Raw genomic sequence first — 26,708 nt, 5'->3', positions numbered from 1 at the left:
AATAATTTAAACATGAACAAAAAAATATTTTTACTAGGTCTGTTTCTGGGATTTCAATCATTGTTTTCTCAAAATACGCCAAAATATAAAAACCCAAAATTCCCGGTTGAAGAACGCGTTCAGGATTTATTATCGAGAATGACGACGGAGGAGAAATTTTGGCAAATGTTCATGATTCCGGGTGATTTGTCTGATGGTGAAGCAAATTATAAAAATGGAATTTTTGGTTTTCAGGTTAGTGCTAAAGGAAGTACCGATGCCAGCAATCAAATTTTAGATTACAGCGCCGCAAGTAATGCAAAGGAAACCGTAAAACTCATCAACAAAATACAAAAATATTTTGTTGAGAAAACGCGTCTCGGAATTCCGATTATTGCTTTTGATGAGGCTTTGCACGGATTAGTAAGAGATGGAGCAACAGCGTTTCCTCAATCTATTTCATTGGCAGCAACTTTCGATCCCGGATTAGTGAAAAGAGTTTCAACAGCCATTGCATTAGAATCAAAAAGTCGTGGAATTCGCCAAATTTTATCGCCAGTTGTCAATCTGGCTTCAGATGTGCGTTGGGGGAGAGTTGAGGAAACTTACGGTGAAGATCCTTTTCTTTCTTCAAAAATGGGAGTAGCGTATGTATCATCATTTGAAGAAAGAGGCGTAATTACAACACCAAAACATTTTCTTGCCAATAGTGGCGACGGAGGCCGTGACAGTTACCCAATTGATTATAGCGAACGTTATTTGGAAGAATATCAATTGCCACCTTTTCGCGCGTGCTTTACAGAAGGAGGAAGCCGAAGTGTGATGACTTCATACAATACCATAAACGGAAGTCCGTGTACGGCAAATGATTGGTTGCTGAATAAAAAATTAAAAGGTGAAATGAATTTTAAAGGATTCATTATTTCGGATGCAAATGCTGTGGGCGGCGGAAATGTGTTGCATTACACCGCAAAAGATTATTCGGAATCTGGAGCAAATGCCATCAATAACGGACTGGATGTTATTTTTCAGACGGCTTATGATCATTACAAATTGTTTCAACCGCCTTTCCTTGACGGCAGAATCGATATGAAGAATATAGACGAAGCCGTAGCTCGAGTTTTACGATTGAAATTTGAATTAGGATTATTCGAAAATCCGTATGCAGATGAAAAAGAAACCAACAAATGGAATGGAAACCCAGCCCACAAATTGTTGTCAAGAGAAGCTGCCGAAAAAGGAATGGTTTTGCTGAAAAACGAAAACAATGTTTTGCCTCTTAAAAAATCAATCAAATCCATTGCGTTAATTGGAAATGATATTATCGAAGCACGTTTGGGAGGTTACAGCGGACCGGGAAATGGAAAGGTAAATATGCTTGACGGAATAAAAGCAAAGTTAGAAGCGTCAGCTCAAGTAAATTTTGCAGCAGGAGTTGCAAGAAGAAGTAAAGAATATGTTCCGGTTCCGTCTATTCGATTGACAAGTATTGAAAATGGTAAAACCAAAAATGGCTTGGTGGGGGAATATTTCAATAATGTACAATTAAGCGGAAGCCCTGTTTTGACAAGAGTAGATCAAGGAATTAATTTTGATTGGACACTTTATTCTCCAGATCAGGAGAAAATCAATTACGATTTTTATTCTGCCAGATGGAGCGGAAAAATAAAATCTCCAGAAACGGGAACATATAAAATTGGTTTTGAAGGAAATGATGGTTTTCGCTTATATCTAAACGGAAAATTAGTTATTGACAATTGGAAAAGTCAGACCTATTCGACAAAACTTGTTGATTTCAATTTTGAAAAAGACAAAGAGTATGATATTAAAATTGAGTTTTTTGAATCGCAAGGATATGCAAAATTCAAATTGGTTTGGAATGTTGGCGTAAATAATAATTGGCAAAGCAAAATTGATGAAGCTGTAGCCGTGGCTAAAAAATCAGATGTTGCGGTGATTGCAGCAGGAATTGAAGAAGGAGAATTTAATGACAGGGCTTATCTTGGTTTGCTTGGGCATCAGGAAGAATTAATAAATGCTGTTGCCGCTACGGGGAAACCGGTTGTGGTAGTTTTGGTAGGCGGAAGTGCTATCACGATGGATAAATGGATTAATAATGTGCCATCAATTTTGGATGTTTGGTATCCGGGTGAAGATGGAGGTCATGCTGTTGCAAATATTTTGTTTGGAGATCGAAATCCTGCAGGTCGTTTGCCGATCACTTTTCCAGTTTTTGAAGGACAATTGCCATTGGTTTACAACCATAAGCCAACCGGGCGTTCTGATGATTATACCAATTTAAATGGCGCCCCATTATTCCCTTTTGGCTTCGGGTTGAGCTATTCAACATTTGAGTATAGCAATCTTCGTTTTGACAAAAAACAAATTGGAAAATCAGAATCGACAAAAGCGTATTGCACCATAAAAAATACAAGCAATGTCGATGGCGATGAGGTTGTTCAGTTGTATGTGCGTGATGTTTTGGCATCTGTAGCTCAGCCTATAAAACAATTAAAAGGCTTTCAGAGAATTTCGCTTAAAGCGGGAGAATCAAAAGAAATCTCATTTGAGATCAATAAAGAAACGCTTAAAATGTTAAATGGAGAAATGAATTGGGTCGTAGAACCTGGCGATTTTAGAATTATGATTGGGGCATCTTCAAGAGATATTCGATTGAGAGAGGTAATTACGGTTTTGGAATAGCAAAATGAGTTCAAAAAAAGAAAAAATTGAACATTAAAAGTTAAATAAGCCGAATGAATTTGTGAGTTTTAGCGCTCAAATAAAAACAAATGAAATAAAAAGCTTACAACTTTGAAAATCAATAAAAAAGAAGACATAATTAGCGGAAAAGAAATTTTTGCTTTTGATAAAAAATAAAAGAAAATAAAAAAGTAATTATTTCGAAGTGAAAAAATGGAATGTGCAACTAAGTAATTGTTAAATGAATATTAGTTAACATATATTTATGTTAAAAATGTCGCATTTTTAGCGATTTTAAAGTATCATTTTTTGCAATATTGATTTTTATTGAATTTTTGTGCTTTTTTTGGGTTTTGTGAGAAAAATAATATCTCAATTTATATTGTAGAGTGTTTTATTCTCAGGTGGTTACGCTTAAAATTTTGTTTTTGGTTTTTTAAATGTTAAAAAAAAATATATTAGGATAAAAAAAATACTAAAACGTTTTTGTAAATCGTTTTATTAAATATATATTTGTTTAAACATATTAACTAAAGTTTAAGATAAGCTTAACGTTTCATGAAAAAAAACATCACCATTAAAGATATCGCCAAAGCAGCAAATGTATCAGTCACAACTGTTTCATTTGTTTTAAACAACAAAGGCGAAAAGATGGGGATAAGCAAAGAAGTAATTAAGAAGGTTCTTAAGGTTAGTGAAGAAATGAAATTCAAACTCAATATGATCGCCAGCAGTTTGAGAACCGGCAAAACAAGATCAATTGGGCTTATTGTAGAAGACATATCAAATCACTTTTTTTCTGATTTGGCAAAAGTGATCGAGAGAGAAGCGATAGACTCTAATTACAGAGTGTTTTATTGCAGTACCGGAGGAAGCGATGAACGAGCGGTGGAGTTGGTGGATAGTTTGTTGCAAGCAAATGTAGATGGATTTATCATAACGCCAACCGAAAACATGAAAGGTACGATAGATCGATTATTGGGACTTCAATGTCCAGTTGTGTTAGTCGATCGCTACTTTGAAGAACAAGAAGTTAGCCATGTTGTACTTGATAATTTTGAAGGAGCAGAAAAAGCGACACAATTTCTTTTGGAAAAAGGATTTAAAAAAATTGCTTTTGTTACGACTTACTCACAGCTGATTCAAATGAATCTGAGGAAACAAGGTTATGTTCATGCATTGAAAGAAGTCGGTTTATATGATGAATCAAGAATTCTGGATATGGATTATCAAATAACAGAAGCTAATCGAATTGAAAGAATTTCTGAATTTTTGAATGCTAATACTGATATCGATGCCATATTATTTGGAGCCAATTATTTGCTTTTGGCAGGATTACAATCTTTAAGGAAACTCGGATTGAAAATACCGGTAGATAAAGCAGTGATTAGTTTTGATGATCATGACAGTTTCAGGCTCAATTCTCCCGCGATTACGGTGCTAGCGCAACCAATTGAAGAAATGGGAAAAAAAACAGTAAAACTTTTAATGCAGCAAATGACAGATGGAAGTAATTACGAGATTATAAAAGAAAAGAAGAAAGGAAGTTTAACTATAAGAGAGTCGGTATAGAATAATGTTCCTTTTTTTAAAGGCTATTTGCTAAAACGTTATAGTAGTAAAAAAAATAAATAATACAGAAAACTCAAACCAATTATTAAACAAAAAAAAACGCGTATGATATAAAAGAAAAAAATAGAGATGTGACAAACAAGAAACTCAGTTATTGCCAGGTTGAGAAACTGGTAATATGAAAATTAAAGGTTTTAGTATCCAATATTTTTTTAAATAATCAGAACCTTTTAATTTAAAAATAAAATTTAAACCAAACCAAACTAATATTAATTATGAGAAAACTGTTATACAAATCATTGTTAGTTTTTCTAATGATGTTGTGTTACCAAGGAGTAAATGCACAAAACAAGACAATCTCCGGTGTAATTACAGATAATACGAATTTGCCGGTTCCTTATGCAAACGTGAAAGAGAAAGGAACAAAGCAGGAGACAATTACTGATGAAAATGGAGGATTTAAAATTTCAGTAAAAGAAGGCGCTACACTTATTATTAGTGCAGTAGGATTTAAAACAGTAGAATTAAGAGCTACAGACGGAATGGACGTTAGATTATCTACTGCTACTAATGAACTTGATGGTATCACGGTTACTGCATTGGGGCAAACTAAAAAGAATAAAGCTATTGGATATGCTACAAGTATAATTAAAGCAGATGCGATTACAAAAACGGCATCGCCAACAATTGCGAACTCTTTATATGGTAAAGCGCCAGGTGTACGTGTTACATCTGCTCCAGGTGGATCTGGGCCTATCAATATCCAAATTCGTGGATTGAATAGTGTTTCTGGTAAAAACCAACCGCTTATCGTTATGGATGGTATTCCAATTCGTGACGGTGATGTTAACAATGGTGATTATTGGAACCAACCACGTATGAAAAGCAATGGTTTAGCAGATATTAACCCTGAAGATATTGAGAATATCTCGATTCTTAAAGGAGCTTCTGCTGCTGCATTATACGGTTCTGAAGCTGTAAATGGAGTTGTTTTGATTACTACAAAATCAGGTAAAGGGAAAAAAGGATTAGGTATTGATTTCAGTACAAGTTACTCTGGAAATCAAATCGCTTACTTGCCGAGATTTCAATATGAAAGAGGTCCAGGTTGGACAAATGCTAACTACTCTTCAGGATTTTTAGCACCAGATGGTTTTGCACATTATGACACCAACGGTGACGGTGTTGCTGATATGAGAGGAGTTTCAGCTAGTAGTAACAACTTCGGTCCTTGGTTTGATGGTCAGCCAATTATGTCTTGGGATGGTGTGGTTCGTCCATATTCTCCACAAAAAGACGGTTACAAAAACATGTTCCAAAATGCTTGGGATGCTACAACAAACGTTGCACTTACAAATACTACTGACAACAGCAATATCCGTTTTTCTTATACACATATTGAATCAGACGGATTGTCTATGGGTAACAGCAATAAGAAAAACAACTTAAGCTTAAATGCATCGTTTAAAACAGGTAAATTCTTAAAAACTGATGTTATTGTAAACTATATGAACCAAAAAGTTAACAATCGTTCTTATGCGATGGACCGTTTGGTGAATAACTTTACAGGTATGCTTAGCCCATTTGATAATGGAGATTGGTATAGAGCTAAATACCAAACTAGTTTAGGTTATAAATATGTTACAGGAGTAAATGGTCAGAGTTTGACTCCAAGCGAAAACATTATTCGTAATGGATTCAAAGCTGATATCGGAGATTATTTTTGGAATACAAATGCTAAGCAACAAGACGAGATTACAAACCGTTTGATTGCTAGTGTTACAGAAACACTTACGTTTGGAGATTTTTCATTACGTGGTCGTGTTTCGACAGATTTATCTTCAGTAAACATCGAAAATAGAGATCCTGTAGAAGTACCTTTGATTTATCAATTTGGAGGTGACAGATCTGGAGGATTTGGAATGGAATCTCAAGATTACAACATTCTTTACGGTGAGGTATTGTTAACATATAACAAAAAACTTAACGATGATTTTACTGTTGGAGCGCAAGCTGGTTTTAACGGTTCTCAAGAAACTGGTAAATTTTTAACTCGTTCTACAAATGGAGGATTGAGTGTTGAAGGATGGTACGATATGAATGCTTCTATCAATATTGCAAACAGTACTTCTAGAAGATACGAAATTTTGAAGGATGCTGCATTCGGAACAATTAATGGTAGTTATAAAAACTATTTATTCCTTGAAGGTACAATCAGAAGAGACCGTACTTCTACAATGAATCCAAACAACAACTCATTTACATATCCTTCTGTTAACTCAAGTTTCGTGTTGTCTGAAGCAGTTAAATTACCAGAAGTTGTTAGTTATGCAAAATTGCGTGCTTCTTGGGGAATTGTGGGTAGTTATCCAGAGTCTTATTTAGCAAACGTTGCATTCAACCAGACTTCATTGGGAACTCAAGGAACTACAACTCCTGTTTTGATCACAACATCTAATGCATCATATGGTAATGAAGGAATTAAGCCTGAAATGAAAAACGAGTATGAGCTTGGTTTTGAAACTAAATTCTTTGACAGAAGACTTGGTTTAGATTTTTCATACTATAATGCAAAAATTAAAGACCAAATTCTTCCTTTGACATTAGCGCCAACTACAGGAGCGAAATCTATCTTGGCTAACGTTGGAGAATTGGCTAACCACGGATTCGAGGTTTCATTAACAGGTTCTCCTTTTAGAACAGAAAGCTTCTCTTGGGATGTTACTTTAAACTGGGCAAAAAACGTAAACAAATTAGTGTCGTTATCTGATGGTTCAAAAGAATTTTTACATCAAGATTATGATGGATCAGCAGCTCAATTGAAATCAGTTGTTGGTGAGCCAATGGGAGGTATTTATGCACACCCTATTAAAACAGACGCTAGCGGTAACAAAATGGTAGATTCTGATGGATTCTATATGATCGATGGTGATAAATGGGAGAAATATGGATCGGCAATGCCTAAAGGTGTTGGAGGTTTGATCAATACATTTACTTACAAAAACTTCACATTAGATGTAAACATTGATTACTCTTACGGAGGTTATTTAATGCCAACTGGTATCAACTGGATGACTTCTAGAGGTTTGACAGAAGAAAGTTTGAACTTTAGTACTAATGAGCGTGGTGGTTTAACATATTACATGGACAGTAATGGTAAAGGAGTTCAAGTGCCTAACAGTGCAACTGCAGGACCAGCTGGTCAGCAATTATTCCGTGATGGTATGTTAATGGACGGTGTAGCTCCTGATGGTACAAAAAATACAAATGTTATCTCTCAGGCAGGTTACTACAACATGACTTACAACTGGGGTGGACCACAATACAGCAGCTCTCGTTATGAATTGTATATTCAAAAGAATGACTATGTTAAATTGAGAGAATTATCATTAGCTTATAATGTTCCGTCTGCTTGGGCAGCAAAAATTGGAGCTACTAGATTAACTGCTTCTTTCTTCGGACGTAACTTGTTTTTTATCTATAGAACAATTAAGGATATGGACCCTGAAGGAACTACTGCAGGAACAAGATGGGCTCAAAACGTAAACAACGCAGGTTTATCTCCAGCAACTAGAAGTTATGGAGTATCGTTAAGAGCATCATTCTAATTTGATAAATTCTAATTTAAAAAAATACAACATGAGAAAATTATTATATATATCATTAGCTTCAGCAGGACTTTTTCTAGGTTCTTGTTCGCAGGATGATTTCGCAGATGCATATAGAGATCCATCTAAGATTGAAACTACAACTGTGCCTAAACAGTTTGCGGGATTCTTAAAAGTTAATTTTGAAGATGTTATTCCTTCATATTGGAATTATTTTACAGTTCTTAGATCAACTTCTCTTACGTACACTCAAGCACACGGATTTACAAATACAACAGGACGATATATTCCTGGTGCAGCTACAGTTTACAGATGGGATAGATATTACAACTTTATTACGCAATTTAGAGAGTTGGAAAAAGCATTTGCAGCTCTTCCAGATGCAGAGAAAAAAGATAGCAGAATCTACACTATTGCTTCAACAATCTATTTGTATGATCATACACAAAAAATGATCGACAACTATGGTGATATTCCTTTCTCTGAGGCAGGTAAAATTAGTATGACAGGTGGTGATTATACTAAAGCAGCAGCGAAGTATGATAGCCAAACTGAGATTTATGCTAAGATGCTAGATGATTTGAAAGCTTTTTCTACGGAGTTGAACACAATTACGTTATCTACAAAAGTAGGTGTAGAATTCAAAAACCAGGATTTGATCAACAAAGGAAACTTGGTAATGTGGAAAAACTATTGTAACTCATTGCGTTTAAGAATCTTAAACAGAGTATCTGGAGTTTCATCTTTAGCTTCAAGAGCAAATACTGAAATCGCTGAAATTATTGCAGAAGGAAAAATCGTGGATGAGAATTCAGAAAACGTTGCTTTCAAAGTATATACTCAGGATACAGATTTAGATACTTCGGGCTTCTTTGATGCTTTAGAAACATCTAACAATAACGTTGCCCCAAAACCTATGATTGACCACATGAATGCTAATCTAGATCCTCGTGAGAAGTGGTTGTTTGAAAAAGGAGTAAATGCAACAACTTATGTAGGACTTGATCCATCATTGACTTCAGGAGCGCAAGATCAATTGCTTACTGATGGTAAAATTGCAATCTACAACAGATCTGTAATCAGTAGAAATGACTGGTTGCCTGGTACATTAGTGAATGCTGCAGAAATGAACTTGCTTCTTGCGGAGTACTATTCAAGAAATGGTAATGCAACTACTGCAAAAATACATTTCGAAAAAGCGATCAGACAATCTATCGAATACTATGTAAGATTAGGAGATAAAGCAGATGATTTAACTTGGAAGCCAACTTCAGAGCCAACTGCAGCTGAAATTGATGCTTATATTCTTAAAATCAACTTTGCAGGAGCTACTACAGCAGCAGCGCAGTTGCAGTTAATTGCTTTCCAAAAGTACATTCACTTCAACATCATGCAAGCTGATGAAGCTTGGGCTGAACAAAGAAGATTGAAACTTCCTGCATTAACTTTCATGGAAGATGAAACAAGTTCTGTTAGAAAAACACCTCCAACACGTTGGACATACCCAACTTCTGAAAGTGTTTACAACACTGCAAATTACAATACTGTAAAAGCAAATGATAATTTAAGTACCAAAATTTTCTGGGACGTAAAATAATTTCATTTTTAATGTTTGGTTAGTACTTGGTAAGCCCCAGATTCAGGACAACCTGATTCTGGGGTTTTTTGTTTGTGAAAACCTAATTTCAACAATGTGACGGTTGTTGAAACTTAACCAAACTAATATTGATCGAGTTGAGAAAGACTCGATACTTTTAGAGACTTTGTTTTTTTTCAACTGTTACACTGTTTGTGAAATTTATTTAAATAAATTTTGTTGTAAAAGGTTGATTTTTAAGAGGAATAAAGGAACAGTTATGCATAAAAAAAGACGAATCTATTTTGATTCGCCTTTTTTTAATCTGTATAATTTATAAAATTTGTGGTCAAATTTACATTTTCATTTTTTTAATTCTGCTTTATAAAAGTCAGCGTCTGTTCATAATTGGCAATAGCCGTCAGGGCATTATAAATGTATTTTGAAACCAAAATAGCGCCTTCGCTATTAATTAAAGCAGTGTCATCTTCTGGTGTATGATATTGTGGATGCCCGCCTGTATGTAATCCTATAACAGAAATATTATTTTTATAAAAAGTAACATGATCTGAGCCACCAACATCACCAGCAAATACAATCGGATTCAGCCCACTGCCTTCGCCTAATTTTTTCATCAATTCTACACCATCTGGAAAAGTGCCAGCGCCTCCCATATAAAGTTCTTTTTTATCGTTTAATCTTCCAACCATATCCATATTGATCATCACTTTTACAGCATTTTTATCTACCGGCAAATGGTTGACAAAATATTTAGAACCTAATAAACCTTCTTCTTCAGCACTGAAAGAAATGAAAATGATGCTTCTTTTCGGAGCGGTTTTAGCATGATGTAATTCTTCTAAAATAGATAATAAAGCCGAAACACCAGAAGCATTGTCATCAGCTCCATTATGAATCGCAAGCGTGTCTTTTTTCTTGCTTCCCGAGCCTTTTCCGCCCCATCCCCAATGGTCGTAATGCGCACCAATGACAATGAATTCTTTTTTCAGATTTTCATCAGAACCTTCCAAATAACCTACAACATTTTGGGTCGAAACACTATCTGATTTCATCTTATTGATATCCGGTTTCATGAAAATTTTGAAAGGCTGGTAATAGTTGTTGTTGAATTCTTTTAGCCCGAATTTTTTGAAATATTTTTTGATATACACAGCCGCTTCATTATTGCCTTTCGTTCCGGCCAAGCGGCCTTCTAATTTATCTGACGCAAGATAAGTATCATGTTTCAGAAATTTTTCAGCTGAAAATGTTGATTGTGCGTTTCCTCTTTCAGCAGTAATAAAAGCAACAGCAGAAAAGAGAATAATTTTTTTAAACATTTGAAAATTAATTTATTGTATTTGCATTTCTATTATCGTATCCATTGTGTCCATTTTGATGCCGTTCAAATAAACAAAAGTCCCTTCTGGCTGTTGTTTGAATTTGATTTCTTTCTTGCCGTCCATCAAGTAGCATTTTTTGATTTTTTGCTTCATTTCTGGAATGAAAATATAATCTGCTTGTTTTGGAGTATTGATGATGTGGGCAAACAGAGTTTTGTCTTTTGCCGTAAATACGCCCCAATCCTGTGATTTGATAATATTGCCTCTTGTTCCGTAAATGCTGTTTCCGTTTTTGTTCATCCAGATTCCTATTTCCTTCAACGTTTCAACAAATTCGGGCTGAATTGTTCCATCGGCCATTGGACCAACATTCAGCAAGAAATTCGCATTCAGACTTGCAGCATTTATCATATAATGCAATAAGTCTTTTGTCGATTTGTATTTTCTGTCATTGATATTGAATCCCCAAGAATTATTCATGGTTTCACAAGTTTCCAAAGGCAACTGAGAAACAGATTGGCCTCCAAATCCTGTAGTATTTCCACCTGGCAAATCTTTTTCAAATGCTTGGAAATCTTCTCCTTGAATTGGCAATAAATGGTGATTGTTTGAAATCAAACAGTCAGGTTGAAGCGAGTGAATCAAGGAATAAATTTCATCATAATGCCAATTGACTTTTGAAGTTAATGTTTTATCGGTATCATTATCCAGTTGATCCCAATGGCCATCAAACCAAATACCGCCGATTTTTCCATAGTTTGAAAGTATTTCGGTCAATTGTCCTTTCATAAAACGGATGTAGCTGTTCCAGTCGCTTTTTTGCGTTCTGCCAGTTCCTTTTCCAGTTTTTCCAGTTTCGTACTGATAATCCGTTCTCGTCCAGTCTAAAAGCGAATAGTAACAAAATAATTTAATATTTTCTTTATGACATTCATCTGCTAATTCTTTCAGCAGGTCTCTTTTAAAATGTGTATTTGTGATTTTCCAATCTGATAATTTGGTGTCAAAATTGCTGAAGCCGTCGTGGTGTCGGGTAGTAAAAGTAATGTATTTCATGCCTGCAGCTTTGGCAATGCCAACCCATTTTTTTGCATCAAAATCTTGCGGGTTGAATACATTAATCAATCTGCCATACTCTGTTACTTTGATGTTTTGGTTGTTCATAATCCATTCGCCATTACCAAGAACACTGTAAGGCCCAAAATGAATAAACATTCCAAATTTATCATCTTGAAATTCTTTTCGGTTTTTTAAATTTCCTTCCGTTGGAGTATAATTTTGAGCAATTATTGCCGTTAAGCTCAGCGAGAAAAACAGCAGGCAAAATGTGATTTTTTTCATGTTTTTGAGTTAAGTGGTTTGATAGTTAGATTTCAGAAAAAAGATGTAATCAAATAAGTATATTTGGTAAAAACATAATCCATTGTACTTGATTTGGTTACGTCTTTTTCTGAAGCTTAAAAATAGAAAGACTTACGTTTAATAAATAAGTCGATATTATCTAAATTTAATTATCAATTACCTTTCTCCGATTAAAAATCCCGAAACATTCCAAGCACTGCTACTGGTTCCTTCCGGTTTTCCAAGCGGAATCATAACGCGAATGGTATGTTTTCCCGGAGTTAAATTTCCTAAGTCAATTAAATTTGGATTGGTGGTCGTTCCCGGACACCAGTTTGAACGGCTTAAGTCAGATGATGATAAACCATTGCCAAAATTCCCCGAAGCCGGATTGCTCAATCGGTAAGAACCACAGTCGGTGCGCCAAGGTGTAAATCCAAAAACTTCTTTTCCGTCAATAAAGATGGTGTTTTTCTTTTGCAGAAACTCATCGCCGTTTTCCCAGCCACCGTGACCAGTTGTAGTATAACTCAATTTAAAATTTTTGTATCCTTGAGGAACTTCAAAAGCTAGTTCAAGTCCTTTTTCGTTGTCAAACATAGTTCCGTATTCTTGTCCTGCCATTTCCATTACGTTCAATGTGTTGAAAAGTGGCAAAATATAATCGGCTTTTGTATTGTTGTCTTCGCCTTCGTGAATAGTAATGTTTAAGCTCGCCTTGTGTCCGCCAGCATCATAGTTTCCAATAAACATTCCGATATAAACTTCTTGATTGCTCAATCTTGGTTGCAACAGCGAAATATCCTGACGATACGAAACACTATCTTGCCAAACTTTATCTTTTAATTGCAGATAGTTGAAATGTTTTACGCCAAAAGGAGTGAAAAATCGCATCAATTCTAATAAAGGAGTAAAGTCGTCTGTTGCGGCAACTCCTTGATATTTTTTCCCGTTTCCATTGTCGTATTCGGGTAGTGATTTAACTCCATTTTTTAATCCGTCAAGAAAAGAAGTTTTTTTATCTGTTGGAATCATAAAAACCGATCCAGTTCTGTCGTAAGCATCGCCATTTGATTGCTGCGTTACATCTACAAAAATGGCACTTCCTTTTTTGATTTCTGGAAGTTTTACTTTGCGGACAATGACGGTGCTGCTGGCAAATCGCAAAATACTGTCATTAGACTTTGCATCAGGTACAAAATGAATTTGTTCCTTATTGAAAACTGGAATATTGATAAAACGGCTTTTCCACAATAAATCTTTATAAGTTAATTGATCGACAGCTTGTACAGCCGGAATTTTTAAAAAAGACGGAGCAGTTTTTAAGAGTTCAATTTTGGATGCCGTTACAACACTATTTCCATTTCGGATTGTTTCTAAAACCAAACCCAAATCCTGTCCTAAAACAGATGGACCACCTTTTAAACCTAATTCAGTGGTGTACCAAATTTCAATTTTATTGGAATTTACAGAAGTTGTTGCTTTTTTGCAGGTATAACTCAGGATTTTTTTGGTTTCATTGCTGAACTCAAATTTTTGTTTTCCTAAAGCTTCAGTGTCATTGTTAAGAATCGATTTGTTTTTTAGTTGCGCCCATTGCGAAATGGTTTTGGTGCTAAAATTAATAAAAGTCTGCTCGTACGGAAGTGCTGCTTTCTGTTCCAAAATTTTATTGGTAGTGGTAAAGCTCAATTCTTTTGAAGCAAACAAAAATAATGGATCTTGGTTTTCGGCAATTTTTCCGTTATAGCTTCTTTGATAAGTGACTTTAATGGCTTTTGGATTTTTTTGCCCAAATGACAATGCAATGACAAAAATGGCAAGTAATGTAAACGAAATCTTTTTCATATGTGGTTTGGTTTTATGATTGTTTCAGAGAAAACAGAAACAATTCATATATAATTAGTTAATAAGAATTTCTAAGTTTGATTATTTTACTAAATCGATTTAATAAAATAAGATCAAAAAGGGATGAAACAATCAGAAAATGTTTTTCATGGTGTGTTTTATAAGTTAAAAATGGGATTTATGTTCGAATCTCAGTACGAATTTCGCAAAAGCTAAAGTAGAAAATTTTCAGTTGCGATCGGAATTTAATAGTGTCTTTTTATGTTAAAAAAATAGTTTTTGTCTTTTATTGGTCATCTTAAAAAGGCAATTGTTACTTAAATTTAGATAAAATCGAATTATTATTTAAAGAAAAGATATTATATCTTTAAATTTCCGAAAGTACGCAGCTAAATAAACTGTTTTAAAAACTTTCTGCCTCCATTAAAGATAGTTATGATTTTAAAAAATGCTTTAGGATGGCTTTTGCCTTTTCTTTTTCGTTTGAATTGGTAAAACGTTTTAGAAGAAAAGAAATTAATTATGAAATTTTAAAAACAACAATAATGAATTGTTCCAAAACTTACCGATTTGTCTTGTTTTTTTGTTTTTGCATTGTTTTTGCAAATGCACAAAAAACACCAGCTTATAAAAACCAAAGTTTGTCAATAGAAAAAAGGGTAGATGATTTACTGAAACAATTAACTACAGAAGAGAAAATTTCTTTATTAGGTTTTGAAAGCAAAGCGGTTAAAAGACTGGATATTCCACAATATAATTGGTGGAACGAATCGCTTCATGGTGTGGCAAGAGCCGGAAAAGCAACTGTTTTTCCTCAAGCTTTAGGAATGGCTGCTACTTTTAATGATCCTTTGCTTAACGAAGTTGCAAACGCAATTTCTACCGAAGCCAGAGCAAAAAATAATATGGCTGTAGCCAAAGACCGTCGCTTGCAATATATGGGATTGAATTTTTGGTCCCCAAATATTAATATTTTCAGAGATCCACGTTGGGGAAGAGGCCAAGAAACGTACGGAGAAGATCCTTTTCTTACCGGAAAAATGGGAACAGCTTATGTTAAAGGATTGCAAGGAACTGATCCTAAATACATGAAAACAGCGGCTTGTGCGAAACATTTCGCCGTACACAGCGGACCAGAAAAAACAAGACATTCGATTGATGTAATTGTTGATGAAAAAGATTTGAGAGAAACCTATTTGTATGCTTTTAAAAAACTGGTAGATGCTAAAGTAGAAACGGTTATGTGCGCTTATAACAGAGTGAATTCAGAACCTTGTTGCACAGGAAAAACACTTTTGCAGGATATTTTAAGAAAAGAATGGAAATTTGGAGGACATGTAGTAACCGATTGTTGGGCGTTGCAGGATATTTATGAAGGTCACAAAACGTTGCCAAACAGTGTAGCAGTTGCTGCTGAGGCAATCAAACGTGGCGTAAATATGGATTGCAGCGGATTATTGCAAAAAGATGCCATAAATGCATTAAATCAAAAACTGATTACAACGCAAGATATTGATAATGCATTGGCTCCAACTTTGAGAACACAATTCAAATTAGGATTTTATGACAAAGCCGAAGATAATCCGTATCGAAAATATGGTATTGACAGTATTGCTAATACGTATCATAGAAATCTAAGTTTGAAAATGGCAGAACAAAGTATGGTTTTGCTGAAAAACGGACAATTTGGTGACAACAAAACAAAAGTGTTGCCTCTTAAAAAAGAAGATTATAAATCAATTATGATTGTTGGTCCAAATGCAGCTTCACTAGATGCTTTGTTAGGAAACTACCACGGAATTAGCGATAAAGCCGTGAACTTTGTGGAAGGAATTGCCGGCGCAGTAGATCCAGACACGCGCGTGGAATATGATATGGGCTGCGATTTTACCAATACCACTGATTTTGGTGGAGTTTGGGCGGCGTCTATGGCAAATGTTACGATCGCCGTTATTGGTTTTACGCCTGTTTATGAAGGTGAAGAAGGCGACGCATTTTTAGCTGATGGAAAAGGAGACAGAAAAAATATGGATCTTCCAGCTTCACATATCGCTTATATAAAAGCGCTACGAAAAGGCACAAAAACACCTCTTATAGCAGTAGTAACTGGAGGAAGTGCTGTCGATATTTCAGCAATTGAACCTTATGTTGATGCTATTGTTTTTGCTTGGTATCCGGGCGAGCAAGGCGGAACAGCTTTGGCGAATCTTCTTTTTGGAAAAGCTTCTCCTTCAGGACATTTGCCTGTTACTTTTTACAAATCTTTTAGTGATTTGCCAGATTATAATAGTTATGCAATGAAGGGCAGAACGTATCGCTATTTTGACAAAGAGGTTCAATATCCTTTTGGTTTCGGATTAAGTTATTCTTCTTTTGGATACAATTGGGTTCAACAACCTAAGGCAGTCAAATTGAGTTCAGATAAAATTTCAATGCAAATCGAAATCTTTAATACAGGTCAATATGATGCAGATGAAGTAGCTCAGGTTTATATTGAATATCCAAATTTTGATAGAAAGCCATTAAAAGAACTGAAAGCTTTTAAACGTGTTTCTTTAGCTAAAGGAAAATCAAAAACAATCACTTTGGAAATTCCATTAGAAGAACTTCAAAAATGGGACGATGCTACAAAACAATTTAAAATCTATGAAGGAAACTACACCTTGAAAATCGGATCGAATTCAAGAGATACAGTGTTGGAAGGTAGTTTCGAAATTTCAAAATAAGATAAAAACACAAAAAACAAAAGCAAAAAACAGCGACTTGATTCTTCTTTTCGCAAAAACAAAAAACCAAAAATGAATAAAAATATTAAAGCAGCATTCTTTACACTTTTAGGACTTTGCTGTCTGCAAATGTACAGTCAGACAAAACAAAATTTAACGCAATATGTAGATCCATTTATTGGGACAGGATTTCATGGTCACGTATTTATGGGAGCCAATGTTCCTTTTGGAGGCGTTCAACTAGGACCCGTAAATATTTCGCAAGGTTGGGATTGGTGTTCCGGTTATCATTATTCTGACCAAACCATTATTGGGTTTTCGCATACGCATTTGAGCGGAACTGGAATTGGCGATCTTGGAGATTTCCTTTTTATGCCTGCAATTGGAAAAGTGAATCTGAAAAAAGGAACTGCAAAAGATATGGCAAACGGCTATATTTCAGATTTTGATCATAAAGATGAAATAGCAAAACCGGGGTATTATTCGGTTATTTTGAAGAAAAATAAAATCAAAGCTGAAATGACTGCTACGGAACGAGTAGGTTTTCAAAAATATACTTTTCCAGCTTCAGATCAATCGCATATTGTTTTAGATTTAGTAGAAGGAATTGGCTGGGACAGAGCGGTTGATACGTATATCCGTGTAAAAAATGATACTTTGATTGAAGGATATCGTTTTTCAAAAGGATGGGCAAATGATCAACGAATTTATTTCGCTGCAATTTTGTCGAAACCAGCAAAAAAAATCCAATTGTATGACAATACAAGAGAAATGATTAATAAAGTAGTGGTAGGAGACAGTTCAAAAGCAGTTATTCATTTCGCAACTTCAAAAGATGAGGTGATTAAGATAAAAGTGGGAATTTCGCCAGTAAGTGCCGAAAATGCTTTAATGAATATCAAAAAGGAGATTGCAGGTTGGGACTTCGAAAAAGTTGCCAATCAAGCAGATGAAAAATGGAATAAAGAGTTAGGGAAAATTGCCGTAAAATCAGCTGATCCTGCTAAAATGAAAATCTTTTACACAGCTTTGTACCACACTATGATTGCGCCTTCTATTTTTAATGATAGCAATGGTGATTATTATGGCACAGACAAACAAGTTCACAGAGCGGCAGGATTTACTAATTTGACTACTTTCTCTTTATGGGATACGTACAGAGGAGCAAATCCTTTATTTACGCTGACACAGCCAGAAAAAGTTTCAGACATGATCAATTCGATGTTGGCAATTTACAAGGAATCTGGGCATCTTCCGGTTTGGCATTTAATGGGCAACGAAACCTATTGTATGCCTGGAAACAGTGCTATTCAAATTGTGGCTGATGCGTATTTAAAAGAAATAAAAGGAATTGACGGCAATTTGGCTTTTGAAGCAGTAAAAGCAACCGCAATGCAGGACGATCGTGGCGTAAATTTTGTAAAAAAGCTAGGATATATTCCTGGAGATAGTTTGAGAGAATCGGTTTCTTATGGTTTGGAGTATGCAATTTCTGATGGCGCTATCGCAATGATGGCAAAAAAAATGGGAAAAACTGAAGACTATAATTACTTCTTTAACCGTTCAAAAACCTATAAAAAATATTTCGATCCTTCAGTTGGTTTTGTACGCGCAAGATTAAGCGAAACAACATGGCGAACTCCTTTTGATCCTTTTAAATCAATACATGAAAAAGGTGATTTTTCAGAAGGAAACGCATGGCAATATACTTGGTTAGTGCCTCAAGATGTTGAAGGACTTATTGCCTTATTGGGCGGTGAAAAACCATTTGCGAAAAAGCTGGATACTTTGTTTACGATTTCTGGTGATATGGGTAAAGAAGCGTCAAGTGATATCACAGGATTAATTGGGCAGTATGCACACGGAAATGAGCCAAGTCACCATATTACGTACTTGTACAATTTTGTAGGGCAACCTTGGAAAACTGCTGAAAAAGTGCGTTATATAGTTGATAATTTATATACAGAGAAACCAGATGGATTATGCGGAAATGAAGATGTAGGACAAATGTCAGCTTGGTATGTTTGGAATGCTATGGGAATGTATTCTGCAAATCCTTACAATGGTGTTTATTGCATCGGCAGTCCTTCAATGGATGAAACAGTTTTGAATTTGGCTGATGGAAAAAGCTTTACAGTAAAAGCTTTAAACAACAGTCCAAAAAATATCTACATTCAAAAAGCGACATTAAACGGAAAAGCATATACAAAAAGTTATATCCTGCATGCTGATGTTATGAATGGTGGCGAATTAATTTTTACAATGGGAGACAAACCTTCAAAATCTTGGGGAGTTGCTGCAAAAGACAGACCATATTCTACACAGTAAATTACTTTCAGAAATAAACAATAAAAAAATTCCAAATTCCAAATTTAACGCTTTGGATTTGGGATTTTTTTTATTGCCTGTATTCTTTTCAGAAAGCATTATTTTTTTATCATATTTTTTTCAGAATTGACAATTACTGATTAAACAAGGACAATATTGAATTAATTCATATACCTCAGATATAGTATTTTTATATTTCCAATAACCACAAATTTTAATAAAAAACATATGGCTTTACTAACTGAATTGGATGTGCAAAAAAAGGTATCTCCCCAAGAGAATAAGAAATGGTTATTTCCTTTTATATTGGTTACCAGTCTTTTCTTTTTCTGGGGTTTTGTGCACAACCTAGACCCAATACTTATTCCGCATTTAAGAAAAGCATTCAATCTTACCGATTTAGAATCTTCATTGATTGACTCGTCTGTATTTGTGGCTTATTTTTTTATGGCATTGCCGGCGGGCTATATTATGAGAAAATACGGTTATAAATCTGGAATCATGATAGGGTTGATTTTGTTTGGTATTGGCTCAATTTTGTTTGTGCCTGCGGCCAATTCGTTGCAATATATTTACTTTTTAGGTGCCTTGTTTGTTATTGCCTGTGGACTTACTTTTTTAGAAACAGCGGCAAATCCTTATGTGACCATTTTGGGGCCATCAGAAACAGCAACCAAAAGATTAAATTTTTCGCAGTCGTTTAACGGACTTGCGGCATTTATTGCACCCGCTTATGTTGGACCACTAATTTTATCTGGAAAGAATTTGACAAAGGCAGAAATGGATGCAATGGCACCAGCAGATTTGCATGCGTATATTTTAGAAGAAGCGGCGAGTGTGAAAATGCCCTATTTAATTTTAGGATTAATTATTCTTTCAGTAGCATTGGTTTTCTATTTCACCAATATGCCTGATGTAAAAGATGAAGATAAACAAGGGGCAGAAGGAGCTAGTTTTTCAGGAGCTTTGAAATCTATACGCTTGCGTTGGGGAATTTTAGCACAGTTTTTTTATGTGGGAGCGCAAGTTTGCGTAGGTAGTTTTTTTATAAAAATGGCGACCACTTCTGCAGGTCTTGGCGAAGATGTAGCGGCTAAATATTTAGGTTTCTTTGGTCTGGCTTTTATGTTAGGACGTTTTGCCGGAACATTTTTCATGCAATATATTAAACCAAGAAAACTATTGATCATTTACGCCATCATTAATATTTTCTTATCCTTAGTGGCCATTTTTGGTTCGGGAATGATTGTGGTTTACACTTTAATAGCAATCGCCTTTTTTATGAGTATTATGTTTCCAACCATCTTTTCGATGGGAATTGACGGACTTGGGCATAATACAAAAATCGGATCTTCATTGATTGTAATGGCTATTGTTGGAGGAGCTTTACTTCCTCCGGTTTTAGGATTGATTTCAGATATTACTGGAAGCATTCAATACGGTTATGTGGTACCACTAACTTGTTTTTCAGTAATATTATTGTTTGCATTTAACGGACATAAAACAAATAAAGCATAAATTCTATTTATATAATATGTTAGAAAACGGAGTTAAAAGATTGGTTATAAAAATGCATCCAGCAGATAATGTTTTGGTTGCCTTGACTGATTTAGCAAAAGGAGAAACAGTAACTTTTGAAGGACAGGATTATGTTCTGACGGATACTATAAAAGCAAAACATAAATTTTATACAACAGATTTAAAGCAAGGTTCTGAAATCACGATGTATGGAGTTTTGGTAGGAAAGGTTCAAAGTGATGTTGCAAAAGGAAGTCTTATGACTACCGAAAACCTTAAACATGCAGCTGAGCCCTATCAATATCGCGATGTAGATTTCGAATGGCAAGCGCCGGATGTTTCGAAATATCAAAACAGAACTTTTAATGGATACAAAAGAAGTGATGGCCGTGTTGGAACAGCAAATTACTGGTTGTTTATTCCAACAGTATTTTGTGAAAACCGAAATCTTGATGTCATTCGCGAAGCACTTCACAATGAATTAGGATATTCTGTTAGTGATAAATACACGCAATACACGCATTATTTGCTGGAAGCTTATAAAAACGGAGAAGATTTGGATTCAATTGATGTTCAAATGACTCCAACAGCAAATACAAACAGAATATTTAAAAATGTTGACGGAATCAAATTCCTAAATCATCAAGGTGGTTGTGGCGGTACGCGTCAGGATGCAGCTACTTTGAGCGCTTTATTAGCTTCTTACGCCAATCATCCAAACGTTGCCGGAATTACATTATTAAGTTTGGGTTGTCAGCATTTGCAAATTCAGGATTTTGTAAATGATGTTAAAAATCAGAATCCGACTTTCGATAAACCATTATTGGTTTTTGAACAACAACAGGCAAAAAGTGAGGAACAATTGGTTGCTGATGCAATCAAAAAAACATTTGAAGGATTAGTTGAAATAAACAAATTCGAAAGAACTCCAGCTCCTTTAAGCGAATTGTGTTTGGGAGTAAAATGTGGCGGAAGTGACGGTTTTAGTGGTGTTTCTGCAAATCCAGCTGTTGGTTATACTTCTGATTTGCTGGTGGCTTTAGGAGGAAAAGTGCTTTTGGCTGAATTCCCTGAATTATGCGGTGTAGAGCAAAATTTGATTGATCGTTGTACAAACGAGGCGGTAGCGACAAAATTTATTGATTTAATGCAATCTTACGATGCCTTGGCGCATAAAGTTGGATCAGGTTTCCATATGAATCCGTCGCCAGGAAATATTAAAGACGGATTAATTACCGATGCGATAAAAAGTGCAGGAGCTGCCAAAAAAGGAGGAACCGCGCCAGTTGTAGATGTATTGGATTATACAGAACCGGCAACAAAAGCAGGTTTAAGTTTGGTTTGCACGCCAGGAAATGATGTGGAAGCAACAACAGGTAAAGCGGCATCTGGAGCGACATTAATATTGTTTACTACAGGATTGGGAACTCCAACAGGAAACCCGATTTGTCCGGTTATTAAAGTGGCGACAAATTCGGTTTTGGCCAAAAAAATGAGCGATATCATTGATATTGATTGTGGTCCAATTATTAGCGGAGAGAAATCAATCGAAGAAATGGGAGAAGATATTTTGGAATATTGCATCAAAGCGGCAAGCGGCGAAATTATACCAAAAGCAGTTTCCTTAAATCAGGATGACTTTATTCCGTGGAAACGTGGTGTATCTTTGTAAAAATGAATTTCTTTTAAAGAAAAATTGAATGTCTAAAAATGCAGATTTGAAAAGAGTAAATTCTGATTTTCAAATATTTAAAAATAAAAAATATGTTTTCATTACAAAATAAAAAAGCGGTAGTTACAGGTGGAGGAAGCGGAATCGGAAAAGCGATTTCGGCCTTATTTGCAAAACAGGGAGCCGAAGTTCATATTATTGAATTAACAGAAGAAAGCGCAAAAACCGCTGTTGCAGAAATTACAGCAGCAGGTGGAAAAGTATTTTCTCATGCATGTAATGTGGCAAATCAAAAAGAAATAATAGCAACATTTGAGAAAATTGGAAATATTCAAATTTTGGTAAACAATGCCGGTATTGCCCATGTTGGAAAAGTAGATAATACTGCTGAAGAAGATTTTGACAGAATTATGAACGTGAATGTAAAAGGGGTTTATAATTGTTTGCATGGCGCGATTCCGTATTTGAGAGCTTCTGGTGGCGGTGTTATTTTGAACATGGCTTCGATTGCGGCTTGGGTCGGAATTCCGGATCGTTTTGCTTATTCAACAGCAAAAGGAGCTGTAATGGCAATGACATTATCGGTAGCAAAAGATTATATGGCAGAAAATATTCGTTGTAATTCTATTTCGCCAGCAAGAGTTCACACGCCTTTTGTAGATGGATTCATTGCTAAAAATTACCCAGGGAAAGAAGCTGAAATGTTCGAAAAATTGTCAAAAACACAACCAATCGGCCGTATGGCAAAACCCGATGAAGTGGCAGCTTTAGCTTTGTTTTTATGCAGTGACGAATCGGGTTTTGTAACCGGTTGCGATTATCCCCTTGATGGTGGTTTTATTAAATTGAACAATTAAAATAAAATGAAAATTGCTTTATTCATACCTTGTTATATTGACCAGCTTTATCCTAAAGTGGGTATTGCCACTTTGCAATTGCTGGAAAAGTTAGGGTGTGATGTTGAATTTCCTTTGGAGCAAACTTGTTGTGGCCAGCCAATGGCAAATAGTGGATTTGCAAGTTTGAGCAAAGGCTGCGATGTGAATTTCGTTAAAAATTTTTCAAGATTTGATTATATCGTAGCGCCTTCAGGAAGTTGTGTTTTGCATGTCAAAGAACATTTGAAAGATGGTGAAAATCCTATTCAAGCTGAACGTATTCGTAACAATGTGTATGAGTTGACAGAATTTCTAACGGATGTTTTAAAAGTCAAAAGCCTGAAGGCCAAATTTCCTTATAAAGTAGGATTGCATAATAGTTGTCATGGACAACGAGGATTGCATCTTTCGTCTATGACAGAAAGAATGTTGCCAGAATTTTCAAAACCAGAACAATTGCTCAAAATGGTCGAAGGTATTGAACTCAGAAAACCAAAACGTAATGATGAATGTTGTGGTTTTGGTGGAACTTTTTGTGTTTTTGAAGAAGCCGTAAGCGTTAAAATGGGAAAAGACCGAATTCAGGAACATGAAGCCAATGATGTTGATTTTATTACGGGCGGAGACACAAGTTGTTTGATGCATCTCGAAGGAATATTAAAACGAAAAGGCAGCAAAGTGCAAACAATCCATATTGCTGAAATTCTGAATAGTTTGATTTAAAAATAAAGTGATTAGTCTTTAAAAGAGTAAACTCAATACAAAGAAAATGACGGTAAAACACGCTGATTTAGCGGAAAAATTTATAGCTGATGAGCCAAGAACCGATTGGCACGATGAAACTTTATGGTTTGTTCGTGCAAAGCGGGATAAGGCCGCGCATGGTTTGCCGGAATGGGAACAATTAAGAGAATGGGGTTCGCAAATCAAGAATCAGACACTTTCTAATTTGTCCAATTATTTAATAGAATTTGAAAAAAATGCGCTTGCAAACGGTATAAAAGTACATTGGGCTTCAGATGCTAAAGAGCATAACGAAATTGTGCATGAAATTATCAAAAAGCACAAAATCCAGAAAATTGTCAAGAGCAAAAGCATGCTTACGGAAGAGTGTCATTTGAACGAATATTTGCATAATCAAGGAATAGAAGTTGTCGACACAGATTTGGGAGAGCGAATTGTCCAGTTTAGAAAAGAGCCGCCAAGTCATATTGTTTTGCCTGCTATTCATTTGAAAAAAGAAGATGTAAGTGCGACTTTTCATGAGCATTTGCAAACAGAAAAAGGAAATAACGATCCTCAATATTTAACTGAGGCGGCACGACAACATTTGCGTAATAAATTTGTAGAGTCAGATTTAGCAATTACGGGAGTTAATTTCGCGATTGCCGAAACAGGCGGTTTTGTAGTTTGTACCAATGAAGGAAATGCCGATATGGGCGCACATACCGCAGCAGTTCATATTGCTTGCATGGGATTTGAAAAATTGATTCCGAAAGCGGCACATTTATCCGTGTTTTTGCGATTGTTGGCAAGAAGCGCCACAGGACAGCCGATTACCACTTATTCCAGTCATTTTCATAAACCAAGGCCCAATCAAGAAATGCATATTGTGATTGTCGATAACGGACGCAGCAAGCAATTAGGAAGAGAAGATTTTAGAAATTCACTCAAATGCATTCGCTGTGCGGCTTGTTTTAATACTTGTCCGGTGTATCGCAGAAGTGGAGGTCATAGTTATCATACCGCAGTTGCAGGCCCAATTGGCTCCGTCTTAAATCCGAATTTGGATATGAAAGCCAATGCCGATTTGCCTTTTGCTTCAACTTTATGCGGTAGTTGCAGTAATGTATGTCCCGTAAAAATCAATATTCACGAGCAATTATGGAAATGGAGGCAAGTAATCGTTTCTGAAGGCTACGTTGCAACAAGCAAAAAGGTTAGTATGCAGGGAATGAATTTTTTATTCTCGAATCCTAAAATATATCGTTTGATTGGAAAAGTTGGAAGATGGAGTATGCGTGCTTTTCCACTATTAGTAAATAATAAAGTGAATCCTTGGTTCAAACAAAGAGAAATGCCCGAAGCTCCAAAAGAATCATTCCGTGATTGGTATTTGAAAAACAAGAAAAATAAAAGTTGATGAATGCGAGAGAAAATATATTGAATGCGATAGCCAGAAATCAACCAGAATTGATTGAAGTTCCTGTTGTCGATCATAATGCGGTTATTCGTTATGAAGATCGATATGTACAGTTTAAAACAGTATTAGAAAGTATTGGCGGTCAAACAGAATTGATTTCTAATTTGGTAATGCTTAAAGAGCAATTAATTGCAGACAAACAAAGTGGGAATTTTGTTGTGAATGCAATTGCCGAGCTTGGCGACATCGACAATCATATTGCTGAATTTCCTGCTTTTGAATTGGAAAAAATCGAAAAAGCTTATGTAAAGGGGACGCTTGGAGTAGCAGAAAATGGCGCTGTTTGGGTTTTTGAAAGTCAAATGATAAATAGACTTGTTCCTTTTATTTGTCAGCATTTGGTTTTGGTAATTAATAAAAAAGATATTGTAGATACGATGCATCAGGCATATGAAAAAATCGACGTGTCAAAAGAAGGATTTGGGGTTTTCATTGCTGGCCCTTCAAAAACAGCCGATATTGAACAATCTCTGGTTATAGGAGCTCATGGCGCAAGAAGTGCCAAAATTTATGTAATTGAATAAAAGAAGTATAATATAATAAAGTAATAAAATGAAACTAATACGATTTGGTGAAGCTGGCAAAGAAAAACCAGGTATTTTAATAGATGAAAAAAGATTTGATGTATCCTCTTTAGTAACAGATTATAACGAAGCTTTTTTTGAAGAAAATGGATTAAAAAAATTGAAAAAGGCTTTGGAGAGCAATCCTGTTTTGCCAGAAGTTGATGCTTCGGTTCGATTGGGCTCTCCGGTTGCACGACCTTCAAAAATAATTTGTATTGGATTAAATTATGTAGATCATTGCCTTGAAACGAATGCTCCAATTCCGACTGAGCCCGTTATTTTCTTTAAATCGAGTACCTCTTTATGCGGGCCAAATGACAACTTGATTATTCCGAAAAACAGTGAAAAAACAGACTGGGAAATTGAATTGGCTTTTGTAGTAGGCAAAAAAGCAAGTTATGTAGAAGAAGCCGATGCTTTAGATTATGTTGCGGGTTATGCTTTGCTAAATGATTACAGCGAAAGAGCTTTTCAAATAGAGCGTGGCGGACAATGGGCTAAAGGAAAAGGATGTGATACTTTTGCACCTCTTGGACCATTCTTGGCAACTCAAGATGAGATAGAAGATGTTAACAATATTCCAATGTGGTTAACAGTAAACGGAAAAACATTCCAAAACAGCAATACTTCTAATTTGGTGTTTAAAATTCCATTTTTAGTGCATTATCTGAGCCAGTTTATGACATTGCTTCCAGGTGACATTATTAGTACAGGAACACCTCCAGGGGTTGGTTTAGGGATCAAACCAGATCCTATTTATCTGAAAGCAGGAGATGTTGTTGAACTTGGAATGGACGGTTTAGGCAGCAGTAAACAAGTTGCTGTAGCTTATGCAAAATAAATTAAT

General features: G+C 35.5%; 16 protein-coding genes. 13 read left to right on the top strand and 3 right to left on the bottom strand.

Features of this window, described 5'->3' with window-relative positions; all coding sequences use genetic code 11:
• Positions 1-12: 12 nt before the first annotated feature.
• The 4 genes from SCB73_RS02840 (at position 13) to SCB73_RS02825 (ending at position 9,459) form a co-directional block, all read left to right on the top strand.
• The gene (locus SCB73_RS02840; protein WP_320568646.1) at positions 13-2,682 is read left to right on the top strand and encodes a glycoside hydrolase family 3 C-terminal domain-containing protein; all 2,670 of its coding nucleotides are present in this window, start codon (positions 13-15) and stop codon (positions 2,680-2,682) included.
• Between the two features lie 558 nt (positions 2,683-3,240).
• On the top strand, positions 3,241-4,254 hold the full coding sequence (locus tag SCB73_RS02835) for a LacI family DNA-binding transcriptional regulator (RefSeq protein ID WP_320568645.1): 1,014 nt from the start codon (positions 3,241-3,243) through the stop codon (positions 4,252-4,254).
• A 275-nt stretch (positions 4,255-4,529) separates the two neighbouring features.
• The gene (locus SCB73_RS02830) at positions 4,530-7,862 is read left to right on the top strand and encodes a SusC/RagA family TonB-linked outer membrane protein (protein WP_320568644.1); all 3,333 of its coding nucleotides are present in this window, start codon (positions 4,530-4,532) and stop codon (positions 7,860-7,862) included.
• A gap of 31 nt (positions 7,863-7,893) precedes the next feature.
• Positions 7,894-9,459 (top strand): SusD/RagB family nutrient-binding outer membrane lipoprotein, encoded by a 1,566-nt coding sequence (locus SCB73_RS02825; protein WP_320568643.1) that lies wholly within the window; start codon positions 7,894-7,896, stop codon positions 9,457-9,459.
• A 350-nt stretch (positions 9,460-9,809) separates the two neighbouring features.
• On the opposite strand, the gene SCB73_RS02820 is transcribed toward SCB73_RS02825, so the two are convergent.
• From SCB73_RS02820 to SCB73_RS02810, 3 genes are all read right to left on the bottom strand, one after another.
• Complete coding sequence (locus tag SCB73_RS02820) at positions 9,810-10,778, bottom strand: M20/M25/M40 family metallo-hydrolase (protein WP_320568642.1); 969 nt, start codon at positions 10,776-10,778, stop codon at positions 9,810-9,812.
• 12 nt (positions 10,779-10,790) lie between these two features.
• Positions 10,791-12,122: an alpha-L-fucosidase gene (locus SCB73_RS02815; protein WP_320568641.1), complete on the bottom strand. Its 1,332-nt coding sequence runs from the start codon at positions 12,120-12,122 to the stop codon at positions 10,791-10,793.
• 177 nt (positions 12,123-12,299) lie between these two features.
• Complete coding sequence (locus tag SCB73_RS02810) at positions 12,300-13,970, bottom strand: GLPGLI family protein (protein ID WP_320568640.1); 1,671 nt, start codon at positions 13,968-13,970, stop codon at positions 12,300-12,302.
• A 458-nt stretch (positions 13,971-14,428) separates the two neighbouring features.
• On the opposite strand from SCB73_RS02810, the gene SCB73_RS02805 reads away from it, so the two are divergent.
• From SCB73_RS02805 to SCB73_RS02765, 9 genes are all read left to right on the top strand, one after another.
• On the top strand, positions 14,429-16,696 hold the full coding sequence (locus SCB73_RS02805) for a glycoside hydrolase family 3 N-terminal domain-containing protein (RefSeq protein ID WP_320568639.1): 2,268 nt from the start codon (positions 14,429-14,431) through the stop codon (positions 16,694-16,696).
• Positions 16,697-16,768: 72 nt separating this feature from the next.
• Positions 16,769-19,024: a GH92 family glycosyl hydrolase gene (locus SCB73_RS02800; protein WP_320568638.1), complete on the top strand. Its 2,256-nt coding sequence runs from the start codon at positions 16,769-16,771 to the stop codon at positions 19,022-19,024.
• Between the two features lie 228 nt (positions 19,025-19,252).
• The gene (gene fucP / locus SCB73_RS02795; protein ID WP_320568637.1) at positions 19,253-20,542 is read left to right on the top strand and encodes an L-fucose:H+ symporter permease; all 1,290 of its coding nucleotides are present in this window, start codon (positions 19,253-19,255) and stop codon (positions 20,540-20,542) included.
• 52 nt (positions 20,543-20,594) lie between these two features.
• A complete protein-coding gene (locus SCB73_RS02790) occupies positions 20,595-22,214 on the top strand; it encodes a UxaA family hydrolase (RefSeq protein ID WP_320568636.1) in 1,620 nt (539 codons plus the stop codon).
• 92 nt (positions 22,215-22,306) lie between these two features.
• On the top strand, positions 22,307-23,071 hold the full coding sequence (locus SCB73_RS02785) for an SDR family NAD(P)-dependent oxidoreductase (protein WP_320568635.1): 765 nt from the start codon (positions 22,307-22,309) through the stop codon (positions 23,069-23,071).
• Between the two features lie 6 nt (positions 23,072-23,077).
• Positions 23,078-23,815 (top strand): (Fe-S)-binding protein, encoded by a 738-nt coding sequence (locus tag SCB73_RS02780; protein WP_320568634.1) that lies wholly within the window; start codon positions 23,078-23,080, stop codon positions 23,813-23,815.
• Between the two features lie 46 nt (positions 23,816-23,861).
• Positions 23,862-25,235 carry a lactate utilization protein B gene (locus SCB73_RS02775; RefSeq protein WP_320568633.1) on the top strand — a complete coding sequence of 458 codons (1,374 nt, stop codon included), beginning with the start codon at positions 23,862-23,864 and terminating at the stop codon, positions 25,233-25,235.
• Positions 25,235-25,819: a LutC/YkgG family protein gene (locus SCB73_RS02770; RefSeq protein ID WP_320568632.1), complete on the top strand. Its 585-nt coding sequence runs from the start codon at positions 25,235-25,237 to the stop codon at positions 25,817-25,819. The genes SCB73_RS02775 and SCB73_RS02770 overlap by 1 nt, the downstream gene beginning before the upstream one ends.
• A gap of 28 nt (positions 25,820-25,847) precedes the next feature.
• Positions 25,848-26,702 carry a fumarylacetoacetate hydrolase family protein gene (locus SCB73_RS02765; protein WP_320568631.1) on the top strand — a complete coding sequence of 285 codons (855 nt, stop codon included), beginning with the start codon at positions 25,848-25,850 and terminating at the stop codon, positions 26,700-26,702.
• Positions 26,703-26,708 lie beyond the last annotated feature (6 nt).

It is taken from the genome of Flavobacterium sp. KACC 22761 (assembly GCF_034058155.1).
In the GTDB taxonomy this organism is placed as follows: Bacteria; Bacteroidota; Bacteroidia; order Flavobacteriales; family Flavobacteriaceae; genus Flavobacterium.
This window is presented reverse-complemented; position numbering and strand designations above follow the sequence as displayed.

Coding starts and splice junctions, on each gene's coding strand:
- SCB73_RS02840 (WP_320568646.1), top strand. CDS start 13: ATGAACAAAAAAATATTTTTACTAGGTCTGTTTCTGGGATTTCAATCA.
- SCB73_RS02835 (WP_320568645.1), top strand. CDS start 3,241: ATGAAAAAAAACATCACCATTAAAGATATCGCCAAAGCAGCAAATGTA.
- SCB73_RS02830 (WP_320568644.1), top strand. CDS start 4,530: ATGAGAAAACTGTTATACAAATCATTGTTAGTTTTTCTAATGATGTTG.
- SCB73_RS02825 (WP_320568643.1), top strand. CDS start 7,894: ATGAGAAAATTATTATATATATCATTAGCTTCAGCAGGACTTTTTCTA.
- SCB73_RS02820 (WP_320568642.1), bottom strand. CDS start 10,778: ATGTTTAAAAAAATTATTCTCTTTTCTGCTGTTGCTTTTATTACTGCT.
- SCB73_RS02815 (WP_320568641.1), bottom strand. CDS start 12,122: ATGAAAAAAATCACATTTTGCCTGCTGTTTTTCTCGCTGAGCTTAACG.
- SCB73_RS02810 (WP_320568640.1), bottom strand. CDS start 13,970: ATGAAAAAGATTTCGTTTACATTACTTGCCATTTTTGTCATTGCATTG.
- SCB73_RS02805 (WP_320568639.1), top strand. CDS start 14,429: ATGGCTTTTGCCTTTTCTTTTTCGTTTGAATTGGTAAAACGTTTTAGA.
- SCB73_RS02800 (WP_320568638.1), top strand. CDS start 16,769: ATGAATAAAAATATTAAAGCAGCATTCTTTACACTTTTAGGACTTTGC.
- fucP (WP_320568637.1), top strand. CDS start 19,253: ATGGCTTTACTAACTGAATTGGATGTGCAAAAAAAGGTATCTCCCCAA.
- SCB73_RS02790 (WP_320568636.1), top strand. CDS start 20,595: ATGCATCCAGCAGATAATGTTTTGGTTGCCTTGACTGATTTAGCAAAA.
- SCB73_RS02785 (WP_320568635.1), top strand. CDS start 22,307: ATGTTTTCATTACAAAATAAAAAAGCGGTAGTTACAGGTGGAGGAAGC.
- SCB73_RS02780 (WP_320568634.1), top strand. CDS start 23,078: ATGAAAATTGCTTTATTCATACCTTGTTATATTGACCAGCTTTATCCT.
- SCB73_RS02775 (WP_320568633.1), top strand. CDS start 23,862: ATGACGGTAAAACACGCTGATTTAGCGGAAAAATTTATAGCTGATGAG.
- SCB73_RS02770 (WP_320568632.1), top strand. CDS start 25,235: ATGAATGCGAGAGAAAATATATTGAATGCGATAGCCAGAAATCAACCA.
- SCB73_RS02765 (WP_320568631.1), top strand. CDS start 25,848: ATGAAACTAATACGATTTGGTGAAGCTGGCAAAGAAAAACCAGGTATT.